This is a genomic window from Enterococcus sp. AZ197 (assembly GCF_050556405.1).
Classification (GTDB): domain Bacteria; phylum Bacillota; class Bacilli; order Lactobacillales; family Enterococcaceae; genus Enterococcus; species Enterococcus faecalis.
The window spans coordinates 1,175,894-1,193,226 of the sequence record NZ_CP187873.1 but is presented as its reverse complement, the minus strand read 5'-3'; the positions used below and the strand labels follow the sequence as shown (position 1 = coordinate 1,193,226).

Genomic DNA, 17,333 nt, shown 5'->3' with positions numbered 1-17,333 from the left:
TTCCTTAATCTAATTTATGTCTTGTTTTATATTCTTGTCCGACTTTATCTGCAACAATGATTGCATTCGCTACTTCTTCAACGACAATTGGGAATGGCATTGAATGAATTGATTCTTCTGGAATGCAAGCAATTTTGGCTACTTCCAATGCTTCTTCATAAGTGATTTCATCGACACCAATGTCTGAAAGCGTTAATGGTAAACCTACAGAAGCACTAAAGTCTAAAACAGCTTCTAATTCGTCTTTTGCTGCATCTTCTAATACAAGTTGTGCAATCGTTGCAAAGGCTACTTTTTCACCATGTAAATAACTGTGCGCACCAGGTAAGACTGTCATACCGTTATGAATCGCATGCGCTGCAGCTAAACCGCCACTTTCAAAACCTAAGCCTGAAAGTAAGATATTTGTTTCGATAATCTTATTCAATGATTCAGTAACCACATTTGCATCACAAGCTAATTTCGCTTTTAACCCATCTTCCTGTAGGTTTTCCCAGCAAAGTTTTGCCATGGCCAAAGCTGCATATGTGCCGCTAGCAGCGGGCGTTAAGCCTTCTCTTGAACCCATTGGCAAACTAGCATTAACCCGAGAATATGAATTGTGTGTTGCGCGTGCTTCAAAATATGTGGATAAGGCATCCCCCATTCCAGCAACTAAAAATCTAGTTGGCGCTTTGGCAACCACTTTTGTATCAACCATCACGACGCTTGGACTTTGTTTAAAGTAAGCATAATCATCAAATGAGCCATCTTCATGATATAGTACAGCTGAATGCGAAGTTGGTGCATCTTGAGCCGCAATCGTTGGTACAATAATTAAGTTTTCACCTTCTGCTACGACTTTTGAAGCATCGATTGCTTTACCGCCACCTAAACCAATGATACAGTCTGCTTGTTCTTTTTGTCCAACGTTTTGCAAGCGCTTTGTTTCTTCACGCGTTACTTCTCCACTAAAGCCACCCTCTACGAAGGTAATGTCAAACTTTTTCGCTGTTTCTTCCAATTGTGGACGTACACGATCAACGTCAGCAGGATTTGCAATTAGTAACGCTTTTTTTCCAAAAGTTGAAACGAAGTAACCTAAGTTTAGTAATTCATCTTCCCCTTGAACATATTTCGTTGGTAAAATCAATGCTTTTCTCATGTTGATAGCCTCCTATATTTTGTTTACACACATAGTATAAAACGCTTTCATTCAAAAAGCATTGAACTTTTGGTATCGTTTTCTTGCAAAAAATGATAGAATTATTTTGTGAAATAATAAAATATTATGATTTTTAAACTTTAGATTGAAGGATTGCCTTATGACTGTAGAATTAAAAAATATTTTAGATTTAGAAAAGTGGGAAAAATTGCAAGAATCATTGGCCTTAAGCACTCGTTTAGCCATTATTTTAGTCGATTATAAAGGTCGTCCTGTGACGAAACATAGTCAAGTTCAACCCTTTTGCCAACTGGTACGTCACTCCCCTGAGCTCTCGAAACTTTGTGAAAAATGTGATGCTCGTGGTGGCTTGGAAGCTGTTCGCACTGGTCAGCCTTTTATCTACCGTTGTCACTTTAACATCGTTGATATGGCCATCCCCATTATTGTTGATGACCAGTATGTAGGAGCCATTATGGCTGGTGAAGTTTTGCTCGAAGATCACCAAGAAGAGTTAGAACAGGTTTTAACCATGAATGATGCCTTCATTCAAGAATTTTTAGTAACACACCAAGAGCTGTATCAACAATACCCTGTTTTAGAACTAGCAGACTTAGAAAAGAGCGCGACATTAATCGCTGATCTAAGCCAATATATTATTTCTGAAGCCATCAAAAAAGATTATTTAATCAATACGTACAAACAGTCCTTACAGATTAGTTCGCGAAAAGAAGAGCTGGAGCCATTGAATATGATCCAAAAAGATATTCAACAAACTTTATTAACTGCTCAATTAACTCCTTCAAGTGCCTATCAAACTAAAAATAAGCAATTACAACCGGTTTTAGATGCCCTTTGGGAAAACAAATCGCTGCGTTTAAATTTACAAGAACTGGCAGACCTTGTTCATTTGACACCGACGTATTTAAGTCGTTTATTAAAAGAGGAGTTTGGTATTCCCTTTAGTCAATTTTATCGACAATTAAAAATCACATGGGCTAAACAGCTTCTTTTGGAGACAGATAAAACAATTGCCCAAATCAGTGAAGATTTAGGGTTTGTTGAAGATAGCTATTTTGTCCGTATCTTTAAACAAGAAACGGGTGAAACACCTCTTAAATACCGTAAAAGAAAGAACAGAGCATAAAAAAACAACGACTCCTAAAAGTCGTTGTTTTTTTTACACCTTTTGCTCTTGCTGTGGCTAATGCAACAAGTGCAAAAGGCGCATTATATCTGTCGTGCGACAAAGTGATACTATTAAATATGAATTGGTAAACCTAAAGCCAATTCAGCTGTATCCATAGTGATTTCGCCCAATGATGGGTGTGGGTGGATTGTTAAAGCAATGTCTTCTGCATTCATGCCAGATTCAATAGCTAAAGCTAATTCAGAAATCATGTCACTTGCACCGACACCGGCAATTTGTGCACCGATGATGACATTGTCTTCTACAGTTGTAACTAAACGCATGAATCCTTCAGTTTTATCTAAAGAGATTGCACGGCCGTTACCAGCAAATGGGAATTTATAGCCTTTTGCTTCGATTCCCGCTTCTTTTGCTTCTGCAACAGTCATACCAACGCTTGCCAATTCTGGATCAGTAAAGGCAACAGCTGGCATTGCTTTGTAATCAACTGCAACTTTCTTACCAGAAATTGCTTCAGCAGCAATTTTTGCTTCGTAGCTTGCTTTATGCGCTAACGCAGCACCTGGTACGATGTCGCCGATTGCGAAGATGTTTTTCACGTTAGTACGTCCTTGGTTGTCAACTGGGATTAAACCACGTTCGCCAATTTCAACGCCCGCTTGTTCTAAGCCTAAGTCGTCTGTGTTTGGACGACGTCCAACAGTGACCATTACGTAATCTGCTTCAACACTTTCTTCTTTTCCGTTAACTTCATATTTAACAGTGACGCTATCGCCATTGTCAACAGCTTCTTTAGCCATTGCTGAAGTCACGATTGTTACGTTTTTCTTCTTGAAGTCGTCTGTGACAACTTTAACCATATCTTTTTCATAAGTTGGTAAAATTGATGGGCTACCTTCTAAAATTGTTACTTCTGAACCTAAGTTAGCATAAGCGCCACCTAATTCAGCACCGATGACACCGCCACCGATAATAACGAATTTTTTAGGAACTTCTTTTAAGTTTAAACCGCCTGTAGAATCTAACACGCGTCCGCCAAATTTGAATCCTGGGATTTCAATTGGACGAGAACCTGTTGCTACAATAGCATTATTGAATGAGTAAGTTTGTGCTGAGTCTGGGTGAATAACACGCAATGTATTTTCGTCAACGAAGAATGCTTCGCCTTCAATAATTTCTACTTTGTGTTTTTTCAATAACATGCCAACGCCGCCTGTTAATGATTTAACAACTGTGTTATCTTTCCAGTCTTGTGTTTTTGCAAAGTCTAATTCGACTCCTTTAGCTGTTACACCAAAAGTTGAAGAATCTTGTGCTTCTTGGTAATGATGTCCAGCAGCAATTAAAGCTTTTGAAGGAATACATCCAACGTTTAAACAAACGCCTCCGATGTATTCACGTTCGATAATCGCAACTTTTTGACCCATTTCTGCGGCACGAATTGCAGCAACGTATCCTCCAGGTCCAGCTCCGATTACGACTGTATCTAGTTCAATGGCGAAATCTCCTACTACCATTTGTTAATCATCCTTCCATTAATAGTAATTCTGGATCAGCTAATAAGCGTTTAATGTTGTTCATTGCTTTTTGAGCAGTTGCGCCGTCAACGATACGGTGGTCAAAGCTTAATGATAATTTCATCATGCGTCCCACAACGATTTCGCCGTCTGCATTAACAACTGGTTCTTGTGCAATTGTACCAACGCCTAAAATAGCAACTTCAGGGTAGTTGATTACTGGTGTAAACCAGCCGCCACCGACTGAACCAATGTTACTAATTGTGATTGTACCATCACGCATATCTTGTGCAGTTAATTTGCCTTCGATAGCCAATGCTGCTTTTTCGTTGATTTCATCAGCAATAGCAAACATACTCTTCGTATTAGCATTTTTAACATTTGGTACATATAAGCCATGATCTGTATCAGTAGCGATACCAATGTTAAAGTAATTTTTGTAAACAATTTCTTGTGCTGCATCATCGATTGATGCATTCAAGATTGGGAATTTTTGAACAGTTGAAGTCAATGCTTTTACAACGTATGGTAAGAATGTTAATTTTGTACCATTTGCAGCAGCAACATCTTTAAATTTCTTACGGTGATCCCATAATTTAGAAACTTCTACTTCATCATGTAATGTTACGTGAGGAGCAGTGTGTTTGCTGTTAACCATTGCTTTAGCAATTGCTTTACGTGTTGGTGTCATTTTTTCACGTGTTTCCATTTCACCTAAATCAGAAGTAAAGGCTTTTGGCGCTGCTTTAGGTGCAGCTGCTTCCGCTTTAGGTGCTGCTTCTGTTGCGGCAGCTTCAGTAGCTGGTGCTGCTTGAGAGCCACCAGAAACAAAGGCATCAATATCCGCTTTAATGACACGGCCACCTTTACCAGTTGCAGTTACTTGTGTAATATCAACGTCTTTTTCACGCGCATACTGACGAACAGATGGCATTGCTAAAACGCGTTTGTTTGGATCAGCGGCTGCAACTACGCCTGTTGAAGCGGCTGGAGCTGATGCTTCCGCTTTAGGAGCGTCAGTAGCTGGTGCTGCGGCTGCCGGTGCTGCTGAATTATGACCAGGTGCGTCAATTTCAACTAACACGTCACCCACATTGGCAACTGTTCCTTCTGGTACAACGATATTTTTTACAGTACCTGTTACTGGTGATGGAATTTCTTCTACTGATTTGTCATTTTGTACTTCTAATAATGAATCATCTTCATTAATTGTGTCGCCCGCTTTAACGAACCATTTAACGATTTCGCCTTCGGCAATTCCTTCACCGATGTCTGGTAATTTGAATTGGAAAAATCCGCCAGCTGCTTCGGTTGTTGGTACAGCAGCAGGTTGTGCTGGTGTTTGTTCTTGTGCAGGAGCTGCTGGTGCTGCATCGTTATCTTCGTGACCAGGTGCGTCGATTTCGATTAACACGTCACCAACGTTTGCAACTGTTCCTTCTGGTACAACGATATTTTTTACAGTACCTGTTACTGGTGATGGAATTTCTTCCACTGATTTGTCATTTTGTACTTCTAATAACGTATCGTCTTCGTTGATTGTATCGCCAGGTTTTACAAACCATTTAACGATTTCGCCTTCGGCAATCCCTTCACCGATATCCGGTAATTTAAACTGATAAGCCATTTTTTAAGTCTTCCCTTCTTCGTTGGATCTGTCTATTTTCTTAGGAGCAAAACGCGGGGAAACGACTATAGTAGCTGAACATTTCATGCCTATAGCCGTATTCCACCTGTTTAATTCTTCGTTTATCTACTTCGAATAACTATTAAAATTCGACGATTTCTCTAGCTTTTGCTTCGATATCTTTCGCATTTGGTAACCAGATATTTTCTGCTTGTCCGAATGGGAAGATTGTATCTGGAGCAGATACACGTCCGATTGGTGCTTCTAATGATAATACGGCACGTTCAGAAATTTCAGAAACAACCATAGCGCCAACGCCAGCTTGTTTTTGTGCTTCTTGAACGACAACCACACGGCCAGTTTTTTCAACAGAGTTAATAATTGTTTCCACATCTAAAGGAGCCACTGTACGTAAGTCAATGATTTCTGCTGAAATATTGTCTTTCGCTAAGCTATCAGCTGCTTTAATCGCTTCACGAACCATAGCGCCGTAAGTGATGATTGATACGTCTGTTCCTTCACGAGTTACAGCCGCTTTATCTAAAGGCACTTCATAAGCTTCGTCTGGCACTTCCTCACGGAATGAACGGTATAATTTCATGTGCTCTAAGTAAACAACTGGATCGTTGCTACGAATAGATGAAATTAATAGTCCTTTTGCATCGTAAGGGTTTGATGGAATAACAACACGAACACCTGGTGATTGTGCGATTAATCCTTCTAAGTTATCTGAGTGAAGTTCTGGTGTATGAACACCACCACCAAATGGGGCACGAACAGTAATTGGCATATTACGAGTTCCACCCATACGGTAACGCGTACGAGCCATTTGACCAACGATTTCGTCAAATACTTCAAAAACGAAACCAAAGAATTGGATTTCAGGAACTGGACGGTAACCTTGCAAGGCAAGACCGAAAGCCAATCCACCGATACCAGATTCAGCTAAAGGTGTATCGAAGACGCGGTCTTCACCAAATTTTTCTTGTAAACCTTCAGTTGCACGGAAAACCCCACCGTTGTTACCAACGTCTTCACCGAAGATTAAGACATTTTCGTCTTTCTCTAATTCAAGAGCTAAGGCATCTGTAATTGCTTGGATCATAGTTTTTTGTGCCATTTTTATTTCGACTCCTTCGCTTCATAAAATGCAATTTGTTCTTTAATTGTTTGAGGTTGAACTTCAAACATATTTTTCAAGAAATCAGAAACTTTTTGTTTTGGCGCTTTATCCGCTTCTGCAATCGCTACTTTGATTTCTTCTTTTGTTTTTTCAATAATTTCTTCTTCTTTTGCTTCAGACCATAAGCCTTTATCTGTTAGATATTTACGGAAACGAGTCAATGGATCTTTTTGTACCCATTCGTCATCCATTTCTTTTGAACGGTAACGTGTTGGATCGTCTCCAGATAAAGTATGTGGACCATAACGATAGGTTAATGTTTCAATTAAAACTGGACCGTTTCCTGCAGCTGACCAATCGCGCGCTTCTTTTGCAATTGCGTAAACTGCTAATGGATCCATACCATCAACTTGAATACCAGGAATTCCTGCTGCAACAGCTTTTTGAGCTAAAGTTTTAGCCGCTGTTTGTTTTTCACGAGGTGTAGAAATCGCAAAACCATTGTTTTGGATAATGAAGACACCGTTTGCTTGGTAAGCACCAGCAAAGTTAATTGCTTCATAGAAGTCCCCTTGTGAAGAACCGCCGTCACCAGTATAAGTGAAGACAACATTTTCTTTTCCACGTTTTTTCAATCCTAAAGCAACACCAGCTGCTTGGATGTATTGAGCACCAATGATAATTTGTGGTGGTAATGCATTTAAATCTTCCGCGTAGTAGTTCCCTGCTACGTGACCACGAGACCATAAGAAAGCTTCTCTTAATGGTAAACCATGTTGTACTAATTGAGGTACATCACGGTAACCTGGTAGTAAGTAGTCTTCTTTTTCCATTGCAAATTGGCTTGCCAATTGGCTTGCTTCTTGTCCAGCTGTTGGCGCGAAGAATCCTAAGCGTCCTTGACGGTTTAATGCAGTAGAACGTTGGTCTAACACACGAGACCAAACCATGCGTGTCATTAATTCAACTAATTCCTCATCCGATAAATCAGGTACTAAATCTTCATTCACAATTTTTCCATCTTGATCCAAGATTTGGAAAGTTGGGAAATCAGCGTCGACTTTAGCCATTAGCTCTTTAAAGTCAATAGGTTTTTGTTTCTTAGCCTTTGCCATTTTGTCACACAATCCTCTCTATTACGTTTCTTTAATTTCGATAAAAGTAAAACAGAGTGCGAAACTGTATTACTTTTTATCGACTACACTTAACAAATTATCACTAAATTCGAAAAAGCGCAAGAAAAAAACTCTAATTTCTTCATTTTTTCACAAAAGAGCAAAACCGCATGTTTTTGCGGTTTAGTGATAATTTTCACAAACAAGAAAACGGTTTCTGTTCCACACTTCTTCTGTACTATTTTTCTCCTAACTGTTATATTCTATTTTGAAAATATTATATAACAGTTCTATTAATTCGAGCCCCCTCATCCCCGAGCTGGCTAGTAATCTGATTTCCGAACTTTGCGTTTTCATGAAAATTATCTTGAAAAAACCAAAAAATAAAAACCGTCAGCCGAGTAACCTACTCAGCATGCGGTTTTTTATTTTTTAGAGAACAAAGTTTTTTTCGTTAATTTTTATTTTTTTTGGCTCGTTTTTTTGCCAAATACTTTGCCTTAGGTTTTATCACGAACATTCATTGCTTAAAATCACCAAATTTTCGCAAAACGAGTAATACAGCTTAGCAATTTCTTTTCTCTTTCAGTAGATTTTACTAAATCCATTCCTTAGTAATTTTAATATATAAACGTTTAGCTACTTCAACAGTTAACATGTACGCAATGATGATTCCAAAGAACCATGGCCAGTAGTTAGCCGGAAGTTTCACAAAGTCAAAAACCTCTCTTATAGGCGTTGCTACAATCAGGAAACCGAGTAAAATTGCGCCTAAACTACTTAACATCACAGGCATTGACGCACGACTTTGAATGAATGGTATTTTCCGCGTCCGGACCATATGAACAACTAACGTTTGACTAACAAGTCCCACCATAAACCAACCTGTTTGGAATAAATGTTGAGTTGCCAAACTATTGGCGCTAAACACAAACCACATGACAAGATACGTTAGAATATCGAAAATACTACTTACCGGGCCAATACATACTGTAAATTTCGCTAGGCCGTTCGTTTCCCAACGAACAGGGCTTAATAACTCTTCTTCATCGACATTATCCCAAGGAATTGTCAACTGAGCCACATCATAAATCAAATTTTGAATCAAGAGTTGTAAGGAAAGCATTGGTAGAAATGGTAAAAAGGCACTGGCTACTAAAATTGAAAAGACATTCCCAAAATTAGAACTGATGGTAATTTTAATATATTTCATCATATTGCTAAATACTTTTCGTCCTTCAATCACACCAGATTCCAGTACATTTAAACTTTTTTCCAGTAAAATAATCGAGCTAGCATCTTTAGTAATATCAGCTGCAGTATCTACTGAAATGCCCACATCAGCTTTTCGTAATGCCGGTGCATCATTAATGCCATCCCCCATAAAACCAACCGTATGACCTTTTGCTTGTAGCAATTCAATAATTTTAGATTTTTGCATCGGATTTAATTTGGCAAATAAATTAGTTTCTTCTACTTGCGCCCGCAACTCTTCATCTGTCATTGCTTCAATTTGAGAACCTAATAACACATGGGAAACTTCAATGCCTACATCTTTACAGACTTTTTTGGCGACAATGTCATTATCGCCCGTTAGCACTTTCACGTTGACACCATGTTCATGTAAGGAGCGGATAGCGCTGACGGCTGACTCTTTTGCTGGATCAAGAAACCCCATAAACCCAATCAATGTCATCTCTTTTTCATCTTCAACTGAATAAACTGCTTCTTTATGGACATCTTTTTTTACAGCTACCGCTAACACACGCATCCCTTGTTTGTTCATTTGAACATTTACTCGGCGTAGTTCTTCTCGTACAGCACTGCTTAATGGTACAATTTCGCCATTAATTTGCGCATGCGTGCACACTTCTTCCATTTCTTCCACGGCGCCTTTCGTAATCATCAATTGATGATCATCTGCATTCACGACAACCGTTAAGCGGCGTCTGGAAAAATCAAAAGGAATTTCATCAATTTTAGTGACATTTTTAAACGGCGTTTTCCATTGATGCTCTTCATAAAAATTAATAACGGCAATATCCATTAAATTTTTCCAACCTGTTTGATAAGAAGAATTTAAGTAGGCTAAATTTAGAACCTCGTCACTCAAATCACCTAATGGATTCAAATGTTGAACCAAAACTACACGATCTTCGGTAATCGTTCCAGTCTTATCTGTACAGAGCACATCCATACCACCTAAATTTTGGATAGCCGCTAATTCTTTAACAATGACTTTATGTTTCGATAAGGATAATGCACCCTTGGCTAAGTTACTCGTAACAATCATTGGCAACATTTCTGGTGTCAAACCAACTGCAACGGCAATCGCGAAGAAAAACGCTTCGCCCCAAGCACCTTTAGTTAAACCATTAATCAAGAAAACGATTGGAAACAAAATCATTACCATTCGTAATAAAAACTTACTGACTTTTGCTAAGCCTAAGTCAAAACTAGTTTTTCCTCGTTGTGTTGTAGCATTTTTAGCAATATCACCAAAAAATGTATGTTGCCCAGTTTTTAAAATAATCGCTTTTCCTTGTCCACTCAAGACATCTGTGCCCATAAACACTAGGTCTTGCATATCTAATGCAGAAACCTCTGTTTGTTGACGATCCACACCTGCATCCACAAATTTTTCGACAGGCATGGATTCGCCTGTTAGCGACGATTGATTAACGAATAAATCTTTGGTCCAAATCAACACGGCATCTGCAGGAATCATGTCTCCTGTAGCTAAAGTTACAATGTCTCCTGGAACAATTTCGTCCATTGGAATTTCTTTCGTAATCCCTTCCCGTGTCACTGCAGCGGTATTTTCAATTAATTCTTTTAAATCCAAACTCGCTTTTTGAGAACGATACTCTTGTATAAAAGCAATCAAGACACTGGCTAAAATCATCACGCCCATCACGATAGCGGCTTCGAAATCTTTCGTTAAAGTTGAAACGACCATCAATAAGGCTAAGACATAGACAAACGGATCTTTGAATGCACTTAAAAATAAAATAATTGCTGGGGTTGGCTTTTGTGCAGAAACTTCGTTTGGTCCAAATTCCTCTAATCTTTTTTCGGCATCTTCATTCGAGAGTCCTTTTTCAGATGTCCGTAATTCCATCATTAATTCCCGTTCAGAAAGCAAAGCCAATTTACGTAATTCTTGATCTTTGGTTGCTTTTCTCATATCCATTGTTTTTTTGTTCATCATTTTCTTTTCCTCCAAGGTTGTGGTCACCTGCCGAAAAGAGCGCTAAAATCTTCTCCTTTCGTTGGTGACTGTATTTTGTTTCTCTGTTCACTTCCAGGGTCTTCCATGACAGTCATCCTTTCTTTTTCTTATTTATACTTCCAGTGAATAATTGCTTTTTTGCCAAACACACAAAAAAGGACCTACTCAACAATAGAGTACGTCCCAAAATACCATCTTTAAATAAGATTCTCTATCGTTGAGCTTTAGCACTATAGGGCGTAGATAACATGTATCAGCTACATTATGAATAACCTTCACGATTATTCCTGTTCAACCAACTAAGGGTCTCTCGATCCTTTCGCGGCAGCAGCATTTGTCCAAATAGGAGCCTCACCTAACAATTATTCAGTTTTTATCCACTTCTTATAATAGAGGAGTTTGACATTCTTGTCAAAAGATTTATGACTTTTTTGTTATAAATAAAAAATAACTACTTTAAAATTTCCTTTATTTCTGCTTTTCGCTCAGGAATAAACCACATGACTAAAACAATCGTATCAATAATCAGGACAGCGATTGGCGCTACCAGTTTGCCCACAATCAACGCAATAATATTCAACACAATCGAAAGCGTTAATTTTGGATAGTGGCCAAACAAACGTTGTACTTCGGATTTGGGCCCATTTGCCTGAATCAATGCCCGCACCACTAGATAATAAGCAACATCAGCTCCTAATACTACTAAGCCATACAAAGCTTGTGGCGGCCAAGAAAACGGATGTTCACCCACCCAACCAGTAACAAACGGGAAAAACGTCAACGTCAAAATTAATAAATTATTCATCCAAAGGACACGTCCATCAATTTTACGGACACTTTGAAATAAATGATGATGATTGTTCCAATAAATCAATAAAGTAACAAAACTAATTAAATAAATAATGATTTTGTGTCCAGATTGAGTCAGAGCAGACCAATCTGCTTTTTCAGGAATTTTTAATTCTAAAATTAATAACGTTAAAATAATCGCAATGACTGCATCTGTAAATGCTTCTACACGTGTTTTCGGCATCATTTCCCCCTACTTTCATAAAAATTAAATAACTTACTCAAAGTAAGTATAACGCATTTCTGTAAAAATTCAATTATTTACGAAGTCTCTCGGTTGTTGAAGTTCCTAAAAACGAGTGCAAGAGCCCCACTTAAAAGTAAGCCTCTTGCACTCGTTATAGAACAAATCAGTTATTGGAATACGCCTGCCTGATAAGGTGCTAACTGCATCCGTTTCTTCACCGTAAAATCTTGATTCCCTAATAATTGTTGCCACTTTCTGCCTAGTAATTTATTCGGCAAGTCAAATTGGCACTTTTCTCCACTTAAATTGACAATCACTAACGCTGTTGCCTCAGTTGTTTTTCTTAAAAAAGCAAAAACAGACGGATGATTGGGCGCTAATAGTTCAAACTGTCCATCTGTAAAGACTGGATTTTCTTTCCGCAGCGCAATTAACTTTTTATAATAATTCAACACGGATTGTGCATCCGTTTCTTGGTCAGCCACATTTATTTCTTTGAAATTGGGATGAATTGCTAACCACGGATGCCCCGAGGTGAATGAACTTGCCTCTTGACTCGTCCACTGCATAGGCGTACGCGAATGGTCCCGCGTCCAATGCGCCACTTCTTTTAATGCTTGTTTCGCATCGTAGCCATTTTCTATAAGCAAACGATAATGGTTATGGGAATCTTTAGCATCTAACTCGTCAATCTGTTGAAACGGATAATTAACCATGCCGATTTCCTGTCCTTGATAAATAAACGGCGTTCCTCGCAAGAGCAAGGCGATTGTTCCAATCGCCTTAGCAGAATGAGAGGTTTCATTGCCTAAAATTGAATTGATTCTGGGATTATCATGATTTTCTACATATAATGCATTCCAGCCTTCTGTCCCTAAATGCTTTTGCCAGCGAGCCATTACTTTTTTATAGCCTAAAATATTTAACCGTTCTTCTCCTGGCTTTCCTTCTCGAACATTGTGCTCTAATTCAAAAATCATATTCAGATAGCCCGCATCATTGGTCCATCCCACCGCTTTTTTACTTGAAACGCCACTAGCTTCCCCCACTGTCATGATGTCATACTCAGCAAAAATAGCTTTCAAATCCAGCATATAGTCTTCAATGCCTTTTACATTCATAAATGGAGCCCACGGATTCGTGGTAATTTTAAAATCCCAAGGTTCTTTTTGGATATGACTAATCGCATCCAATCGGAAACCATCAATTCCCAAATCTAACCACCAGCGAATCATCGCATAAATCTCTTCACGAACTTTAGGATTTTTCCAGTTCAAATCAGGTTGCTCTTTTGCAAACACATGAAAATATGCTTGCTTTGTACCCGCGTCATACGTCCAAGTCGAGCCACCAAAAAAGCTTTGCCATTCATTCGGCATACGATCTGGTGTCGCATCGGCCCATAAATAATACTCACGATACGGATTATCTAAACTTTTTTTCGCTTCAACAAACCACGGATGTTGATCACTGGTATGATTGACTACCAGATCAAGAATAATCTTCAAACCTAATTGATGCGCTTGGTCCAAAAGTTCTTGAAAATCTTCCATCGTACCAAATTCTGGCTGAATCCCTTGATAATCCGCAATATCATAACCATTGTCAACGTTTGGCGAAGTGTAAATCGGATTTAACCATAAAAAATCGACCCCTAGTTCTTTTAAATACGGTAATTTCTCAATAATTCCCTGCAAATCACCAATGCCATCCCCGTTGCTATCTTTAAAACTCCGAGGATAAATTTGATAACCGACAGCATTTTTCCACCATTGTTCCATCTTATTGACTCACTTTCACAACAAATGCTTGCCAAGGCGCTAACGAATAGTCTGCTAAAGCAGTGACATCTGTCGGCATATTTTCAATCATTACTTGTTCTACATGAACGTCTGCAGAAAATGGCTGAACTTTGTCAGAAAAGTTTGTTACAACAAGCCAGCGTTCCTCACCATAGGTACGATAAAAACTAATCACTTCGTCCACTGTTTCCAGCAATTCAAAGTCGCCCCAAACAATTAAAGGATGTTCTTTTCTCAAACGAATCATTTCTTGGTACGTATAGAATAGTGAATTTTTATCTGCCAAAGCAGCAGCGACGTTAATCGTTTGATAATTGGGATTAACATCAATCCAAGGTGTACCAGTCGTAAAGCCCGCATTTTTTTCAGCGGTCCACTGCATAGGCCGGCGTGCATTATCACGACCTTTAGTATTAATTTTCAGCAAAATTTCTTCTTTAGAATATCCTTTTTCTAGATACTCATGGTACATGTTAATCGTTTCGATGTCCCGCGCTTCACGAATATCTGTAATCGGCGTATTGGTCATACCAATTTCTTCCCCTTGATAAATATAAGGTGTGCCTTTCATCATGTGCAGTAAAATAGCGAATAACTTACTACTTTCCAACCAATATTCCTGATCATTTCCCCAACGTGAAATCATTCTCGGTAAATCATGGTTATTCCAAAATAAAGAATTCCAGCCATCATTTCCTAATTCTGTTTGCCATTTTGCAAAAACCTGTTTCAACTTGGCAACTTCCATTGGCTGAAGGTCCCATTTTTCTTTACCTGGTTGTTGATCCAAGCTCATATGTTCAAACTGAAAAATCATAGATAATTCATGACGCTCTGGACTAGAGTACATTTTTGCAATCTCAGGTGTGGCCCCCCATGTTTCACCTACAGTTAACAGCTCTTTGCCGCCAAATGTCGCGGCGTTCATTTCTTGTAAATAACGATGTAAATGAGGCCCATTCGCGGTGATCTCTTCTCCTGGAATTTTACCCACTAAGTCAATTACATCTAAACGGAAACCGCCAATTCCTTTATCAATCCAAAAATTCATCATCTCGTAAACCGACTGACGCATTTGTTGGTTTTCCCAATTTAAATCTGGTTGTTTTTTACTAAACAAATGCAAATAGTATTGCCCACTCGCTTCATCAAACGTCCACGCCGAACCCGAAAAGGCAGATTTCAATCGGTTAGGCGCACCGCCATCTGAAGCAGGATCAGCCCATACATAATAGTCTCGGTAGGGGTTCTCCTTGCTTTTTTTCGCTTCAATAAACCAACGATGTTCATCTGACGTATGGTTAACCACTAAGTCCATAATAATTTCAATCTTTCGCTTTTTCGCTTCCTCAATTAGACGATCCATATCCGCCATCGTCCCAAACTCTGTCATAATCGCTTCATAATCAGAAATGTCATAACCATTGTCATCATTGGGTGATTGATAAACTGGTGATAACCAAATAGCCCCAATGCCTAACGTTTCCAAATAATCCAATTTTTCAATAATTCCTGGTAAATCTCCAATGCCATCTCCATTGCTATCCTTAAAACTGCGAGGATAAATCTGATAAACCACGACTTCTTGCCACCAATGTTTTTCCATTCTTCTTCACATTCCTTTGCTTAATTATTATGCTTGATATAAAAGAAAACCTTTTGGTAAAACCATTATCTGTTCTGAAGCAATTTCGATAGAAGAACTTAGCAAAACTTCTCGATCAGTTCTATCGACAAATTGTGTCTCTTGGCCAGTATTAAAAATCCCATAAATCGTCTGTTCCTCCAAACGACAAGCGAGTCTAATCAACCCCGTTTCAAAAGAAGTTCCTGTCCAATCGATTGTTCCACCAGAAAAAACAGCCGCATACTTTTTGCGAAGGGCAATCAATGATTTTACAAATTCCTTCAAATCCAAATCTTGCTGATTTTCCTCCCAAACCATACAACGACGACAATCAGGATCCATATCACCTGTCATACCAATTTCATCACCATAGTAAAGACAAGGGACACCTGGTTGAATATACGTAAACGCTAATACTTGGCGCATCAGCTCTTTATCCTCTTTCGTTTCATGCAATAAGCGTGGTGTATCGTGGGAATCTAAAACATTAAACTGCATTTGATTCGTTTGTTGTCGATAGAGCATTAACTGGTTGTTCATTTCAGAAAGCATCTTTTCCAAGGACAGTTCTTGCTTGACAAAGTAGCCCATAATCGCATCTGTGTATGCATAATTCATCACTGCATGAAATTCGTCTCCTTGGAGCCAGCTTTGCGACGAGTGCCAAATTTCTCCTAAAATATAAAAATCTTCTTTTGCGTCATCACATGTTTGCCGGAATTTTTTCCAGAACGCATGATCCACTTCGTTTGCCACATCTAAACGCCAGGCGTCAATATCATATTCCTCAATCCAATAACGAGCAATTTCTAAAAGATAGGCTTGCACTTCTGGATTTGCTGTATTTAATTTAGGCATATGCGGAGTGAATGCAAAAGTATCATAGGTAATGTTGCTTGCTTCTTCAAAATCAGCACTTTCTTCATAGCTAGCTGGAAACTCATTTACGTGGAACCAATCGGCATAAATTGAGTCCTGGCCATTTTTTAACACATCTTGCCATTGAGGCGAAGTGTCCCCCATATGGTTAAAAACGGCGTCCAACATAATCTTGATGCCCCGTCGATGACACTCTTCGACTAAACGCTTAAAGGTAGCACCATCACCAAAAGCTGGGTCAATTTTTAAATAATCAATCGTATCATATTTGTGATTAGAAAACGCTTCAAAAATTGGGCAAAAATATAAGCCGTTAACACCTAAATCTTCAATGTAATCAAGATGATCTAGCACCCCTTGCAAATCCCCACCAAAAAAATCTTGTCGATCTGGTCTTTTAGATCCCCACGGCAACGTCCCTTCAGGATCATTGGCGAGATCACCATTTGCAAAACGCTCTGGAAATATTTGATACCAAACCGTTTCTTTTACCCATTCAGGTGCTTTAAAACGATCGATTTCATGAAAATACGGCATCCGAAAATAATTATTCGCCATCTCTAAATACTTTTCTTCTAAAGGATAAATGCCGTGTTCGCCATAAAACGCCCTCAAACCATCCGCCCCTACTAAAGTAAAAGCATATGAAAGGCGTTTAAATTTTGCACTTAATGCAATAAACCAGTAATCATATAACTCCGTAGATACTAACTTCTCCATGGTTAACGACTGTTGGTACCACTTTTCTTTCCCTAAAAGATAAGGATCTCCTTGCACTAATTGGACAGAGGCAATGTCGCCTTTTGCCGTACGCAAACGAATATGCATGGTTTCTTCTGTATAAAGATAAGCAAATTCACTTTCTGGACGATGGTAGATTGCAGCAGTGTTCATTTAATTCTCTCCTTTAATTGTCGCTTTTCGTGTATTTTCTAATACTCGAACACATTTTAGCGCAAACGATTGCATTTGTATACCCTTTTTTATTTTTTTATTTAAAATGCTCAATTAGTGGTATACACCACTTTAAATAAACAGTATGTTATTTATAACAAAAAAACTTTTTTAACTTTCTCGATGA

General features: G+C 38.7%; 11 protein-coding genes and 1 riboswitch. Of the genes, 1 reads left to right on the top strand and 10 read right to left on the bottom strand.

The features are described from left to right. Nucleotides 1-4: 4 nt before the first annotated feature. A complete protein-coding gene (locus tag IGK82_RS05855; protein WP_002363858.1) occupies nt 5-1,144 on the bottom strand; it encodes a glycerol dehydrogenase in 1,140 nt (379 codons plus the stop codon). A 160-nt stretch (nt 1,145-1,304) separates the two neighbouring features. Between IGK82_RS05855 and IGK82_RS05850 the strand changes: the two genes are divergently transcribed. Then, nucleotides 1,305-2,291, top strand: coding sequence for a PocR ligand-binding domain-containing protein (locus tag IGK82_RS05850; protein ID WP_002382271.1), 987 nt, complete (start codon nt 1,305-1,307; stop codon nt 2,289-2,291). A 113-nt stretch (nt 2,292-2,404) separates the two neighbouring features. Here IGK82_RS05850 and lpdA read toward each other — a convergent pair whose 3' ends face one another. The 9 genes from lpdA to IGK82_RS05805 form a co-directional block, all read right to left on the bottom strand. Beyond that, a complete protein-coding gene (gene lpdA, locus IGK82_RS05845) occupies nt 2,405-3,811 on the bottom strand; it encodes a dihydrolipoyl dehydrogenase (protein WP_002357765.1) in 1,407 nt (468 codons plus the stop codon). A 7-nt stretch (nt 3,812-3,818) separates the two neighbouring features. Beyond that, nucleotides 3,819-5,438, bottom strand: coding sequence for a dihydrolipoyllysine-residue acetyltransferase (locus tag IGK82_RS05840; protein ID WP_002357766.1), 1,620 nt, complete (start codon nt 5,436-5,438; stop codon nt 3,819-3,821). A 142-nt stretch (nt 5,439-5,580) separates the two neighbouring features. Continuing rightward, entirely contained in the window at nt 5,581-6,558 is a 978-nt protein-coding gene (locus IGK82_RS05835; RefSeq protein ID WP_002357767.1) for an alpha-ketoacid dehydrogenase subunit beta, read from the bottom strand. A gap of 2 nt (nt 6,559-6,560) precedes the next feature. After that, nucleotides 6,561-7,676 (bottom strand): pyruvate dehydrogenase (acetyl-transferring) E1 component subunit alpha, encoded by a 1,116-nt coding sequence (gene pdhA, locus IGK82_RS05830; protein WP_002357768.1) that lies wholly within the window; start codon nt 7,674-7,676, stop codon nt 6,561-6,563. Nucleotides 7,677-8,274: 598 nt separating this feature from the next. Continuing rightward, entirely contained in the window at nt 8,275-10,887 is a 2,613-nt protein-coding gene (gene mgtA / locus IGK82_RS05825; protein ID WP_002413922.1) for a magnesium-translocating P-type ATPase, read from the bottom strand. A gap of 223 nt (nt 10,888-11,110) precedes the next feature. Next, nucleotides 11,111-11,278: riboswitch (M-box (ykoK) riboswitch) on the bottom strand. Between the two features lie 81 nt (nt 11,279-11,359). Then, nucleotides 11,360-11,941, bottom strand: coding sequence for a TMEM175 family protein (locus IGK82_RS05820; RefSeq protein ID WP_002392546.1), 582 nt, complete (start codon nt 11,939-11,941; stop codon nt 11,360-11,362). Between the two features lie 170 nt (nt 11,942-12,111). Further along, nucleotides 12,112-13,725, bottom strand: coding sequence for a glycoside hydrolase family 13 protein (locus IGK82_RS05815; RefSeq protein ID WP_010709384.1), 1,614 nt, complete (start codon nt 13,723-13,725; stop codon nt 12,112-12,114). Between the two features lies 1 nt (nt 13,726). Further along, entirely contained in the window at nt 13,727-15,352 is a 1,626-nt protein-coding gene (locus tag IGK82_RS05810) for a glycoside hydrolase family 13 protein (RefSeq protein WP_016622253.1), read from the bottom strand. A gap of 27 nt (nt 15,353-15,379) precedes the next feature. Further along, nucleotides 15,380-17,146, bottom strand: a complete 1,767-nt coding sequence (locus IGK82_RS05805; protein WP_002379398.1) for a glycoside hydrolase family 13 protein — start codon at nt 17,144-17,146, stop codon at nt 15,380-15,382. Between the last annotated feature and the right edge of the window lie 187 nt (nt 17,147-17,333).

Excerpts from the sequence above, each read along its gene's own strand:
- IGK82_RS05805 (WP_002379398.1), bottom strand. The coding sequence starts at position 17,146 with ATGAACACTGCTGCAATCTACCATCGTCCAGAAAGTGAATTTGCTTAT.
- pdhA (WP_002357768.1), bottom strand. The coding sequence starts at position 7,676 with ATGGCAAAGGCTAAGAAACAAAAACCTATTGACTTTAAAGAGCTAATG.
- lpdA (WP_002357765.1), bottom strand. The coding sequence starts at position 3,811 with ATGGTAGTAGGAGATTTCGCCATTGAACTAGATACAGTCGTAATCGGA.
- mgtA (WP_002413922.1), bottom strand. The coding sequence starts at position 10,887 with ATGATGAACAAAAAAACAATGGATATGAGAAAAGCAACCAAAGATCAA.
- IGK82_RS05820 (WP_002392546.1), bottom strand. The coding sequence starts at position 11,941 with ATGCCGAAAACACGTGTAGAAGCATTTACAGATGCAGTCATTGCGATT.
- IGK82_RS05810 (WP_016622253.1), bottom strand. The coding sequence starts at position 15,352 with ATGGAAAAACATTGGTGGCAAGAAGTCGTGGTTTATCAGATTTATCCT.
- IGK82_RS05850 (WP_002382271.1), top strand. The coding sequence starts at position 1,305 with ATGACTGTAGAATTAAAAAATATTTTAGATTTAGAAAAGTGGGAAAAA.
- IGK82_RS05840 (WP_002357766.1), bottom strand. The coding sequence starts at position 5,438 with ATGGCTTATCAGTTTAAATTACCGGATATCGGTGAAGGGATTGCCGAA.
- IGK82_RS05855 (WP_002363858.1), bottom strand. The coding sequence starts at position 1,144 with ATGAGAAAAGCATTGATTTTACCAACGAAATATGTTCAAGGGGAAGAT.
- IGK82_RS05835 (WP_002357767.1), bottom strand. The coding sequence starts at position 6,558 with ATGGCACAAAAAACTATGATCCAAGCAATTACAGATGCCTTAGCTCTT.
- IGK82_RS05815 (WP_010709384.1), bottom strand. The coding sequence starts at position 13,725 with ATGGAACAATGGTGGAAAAATGCTGTCGGTTATCAAATTTATCCTCGG.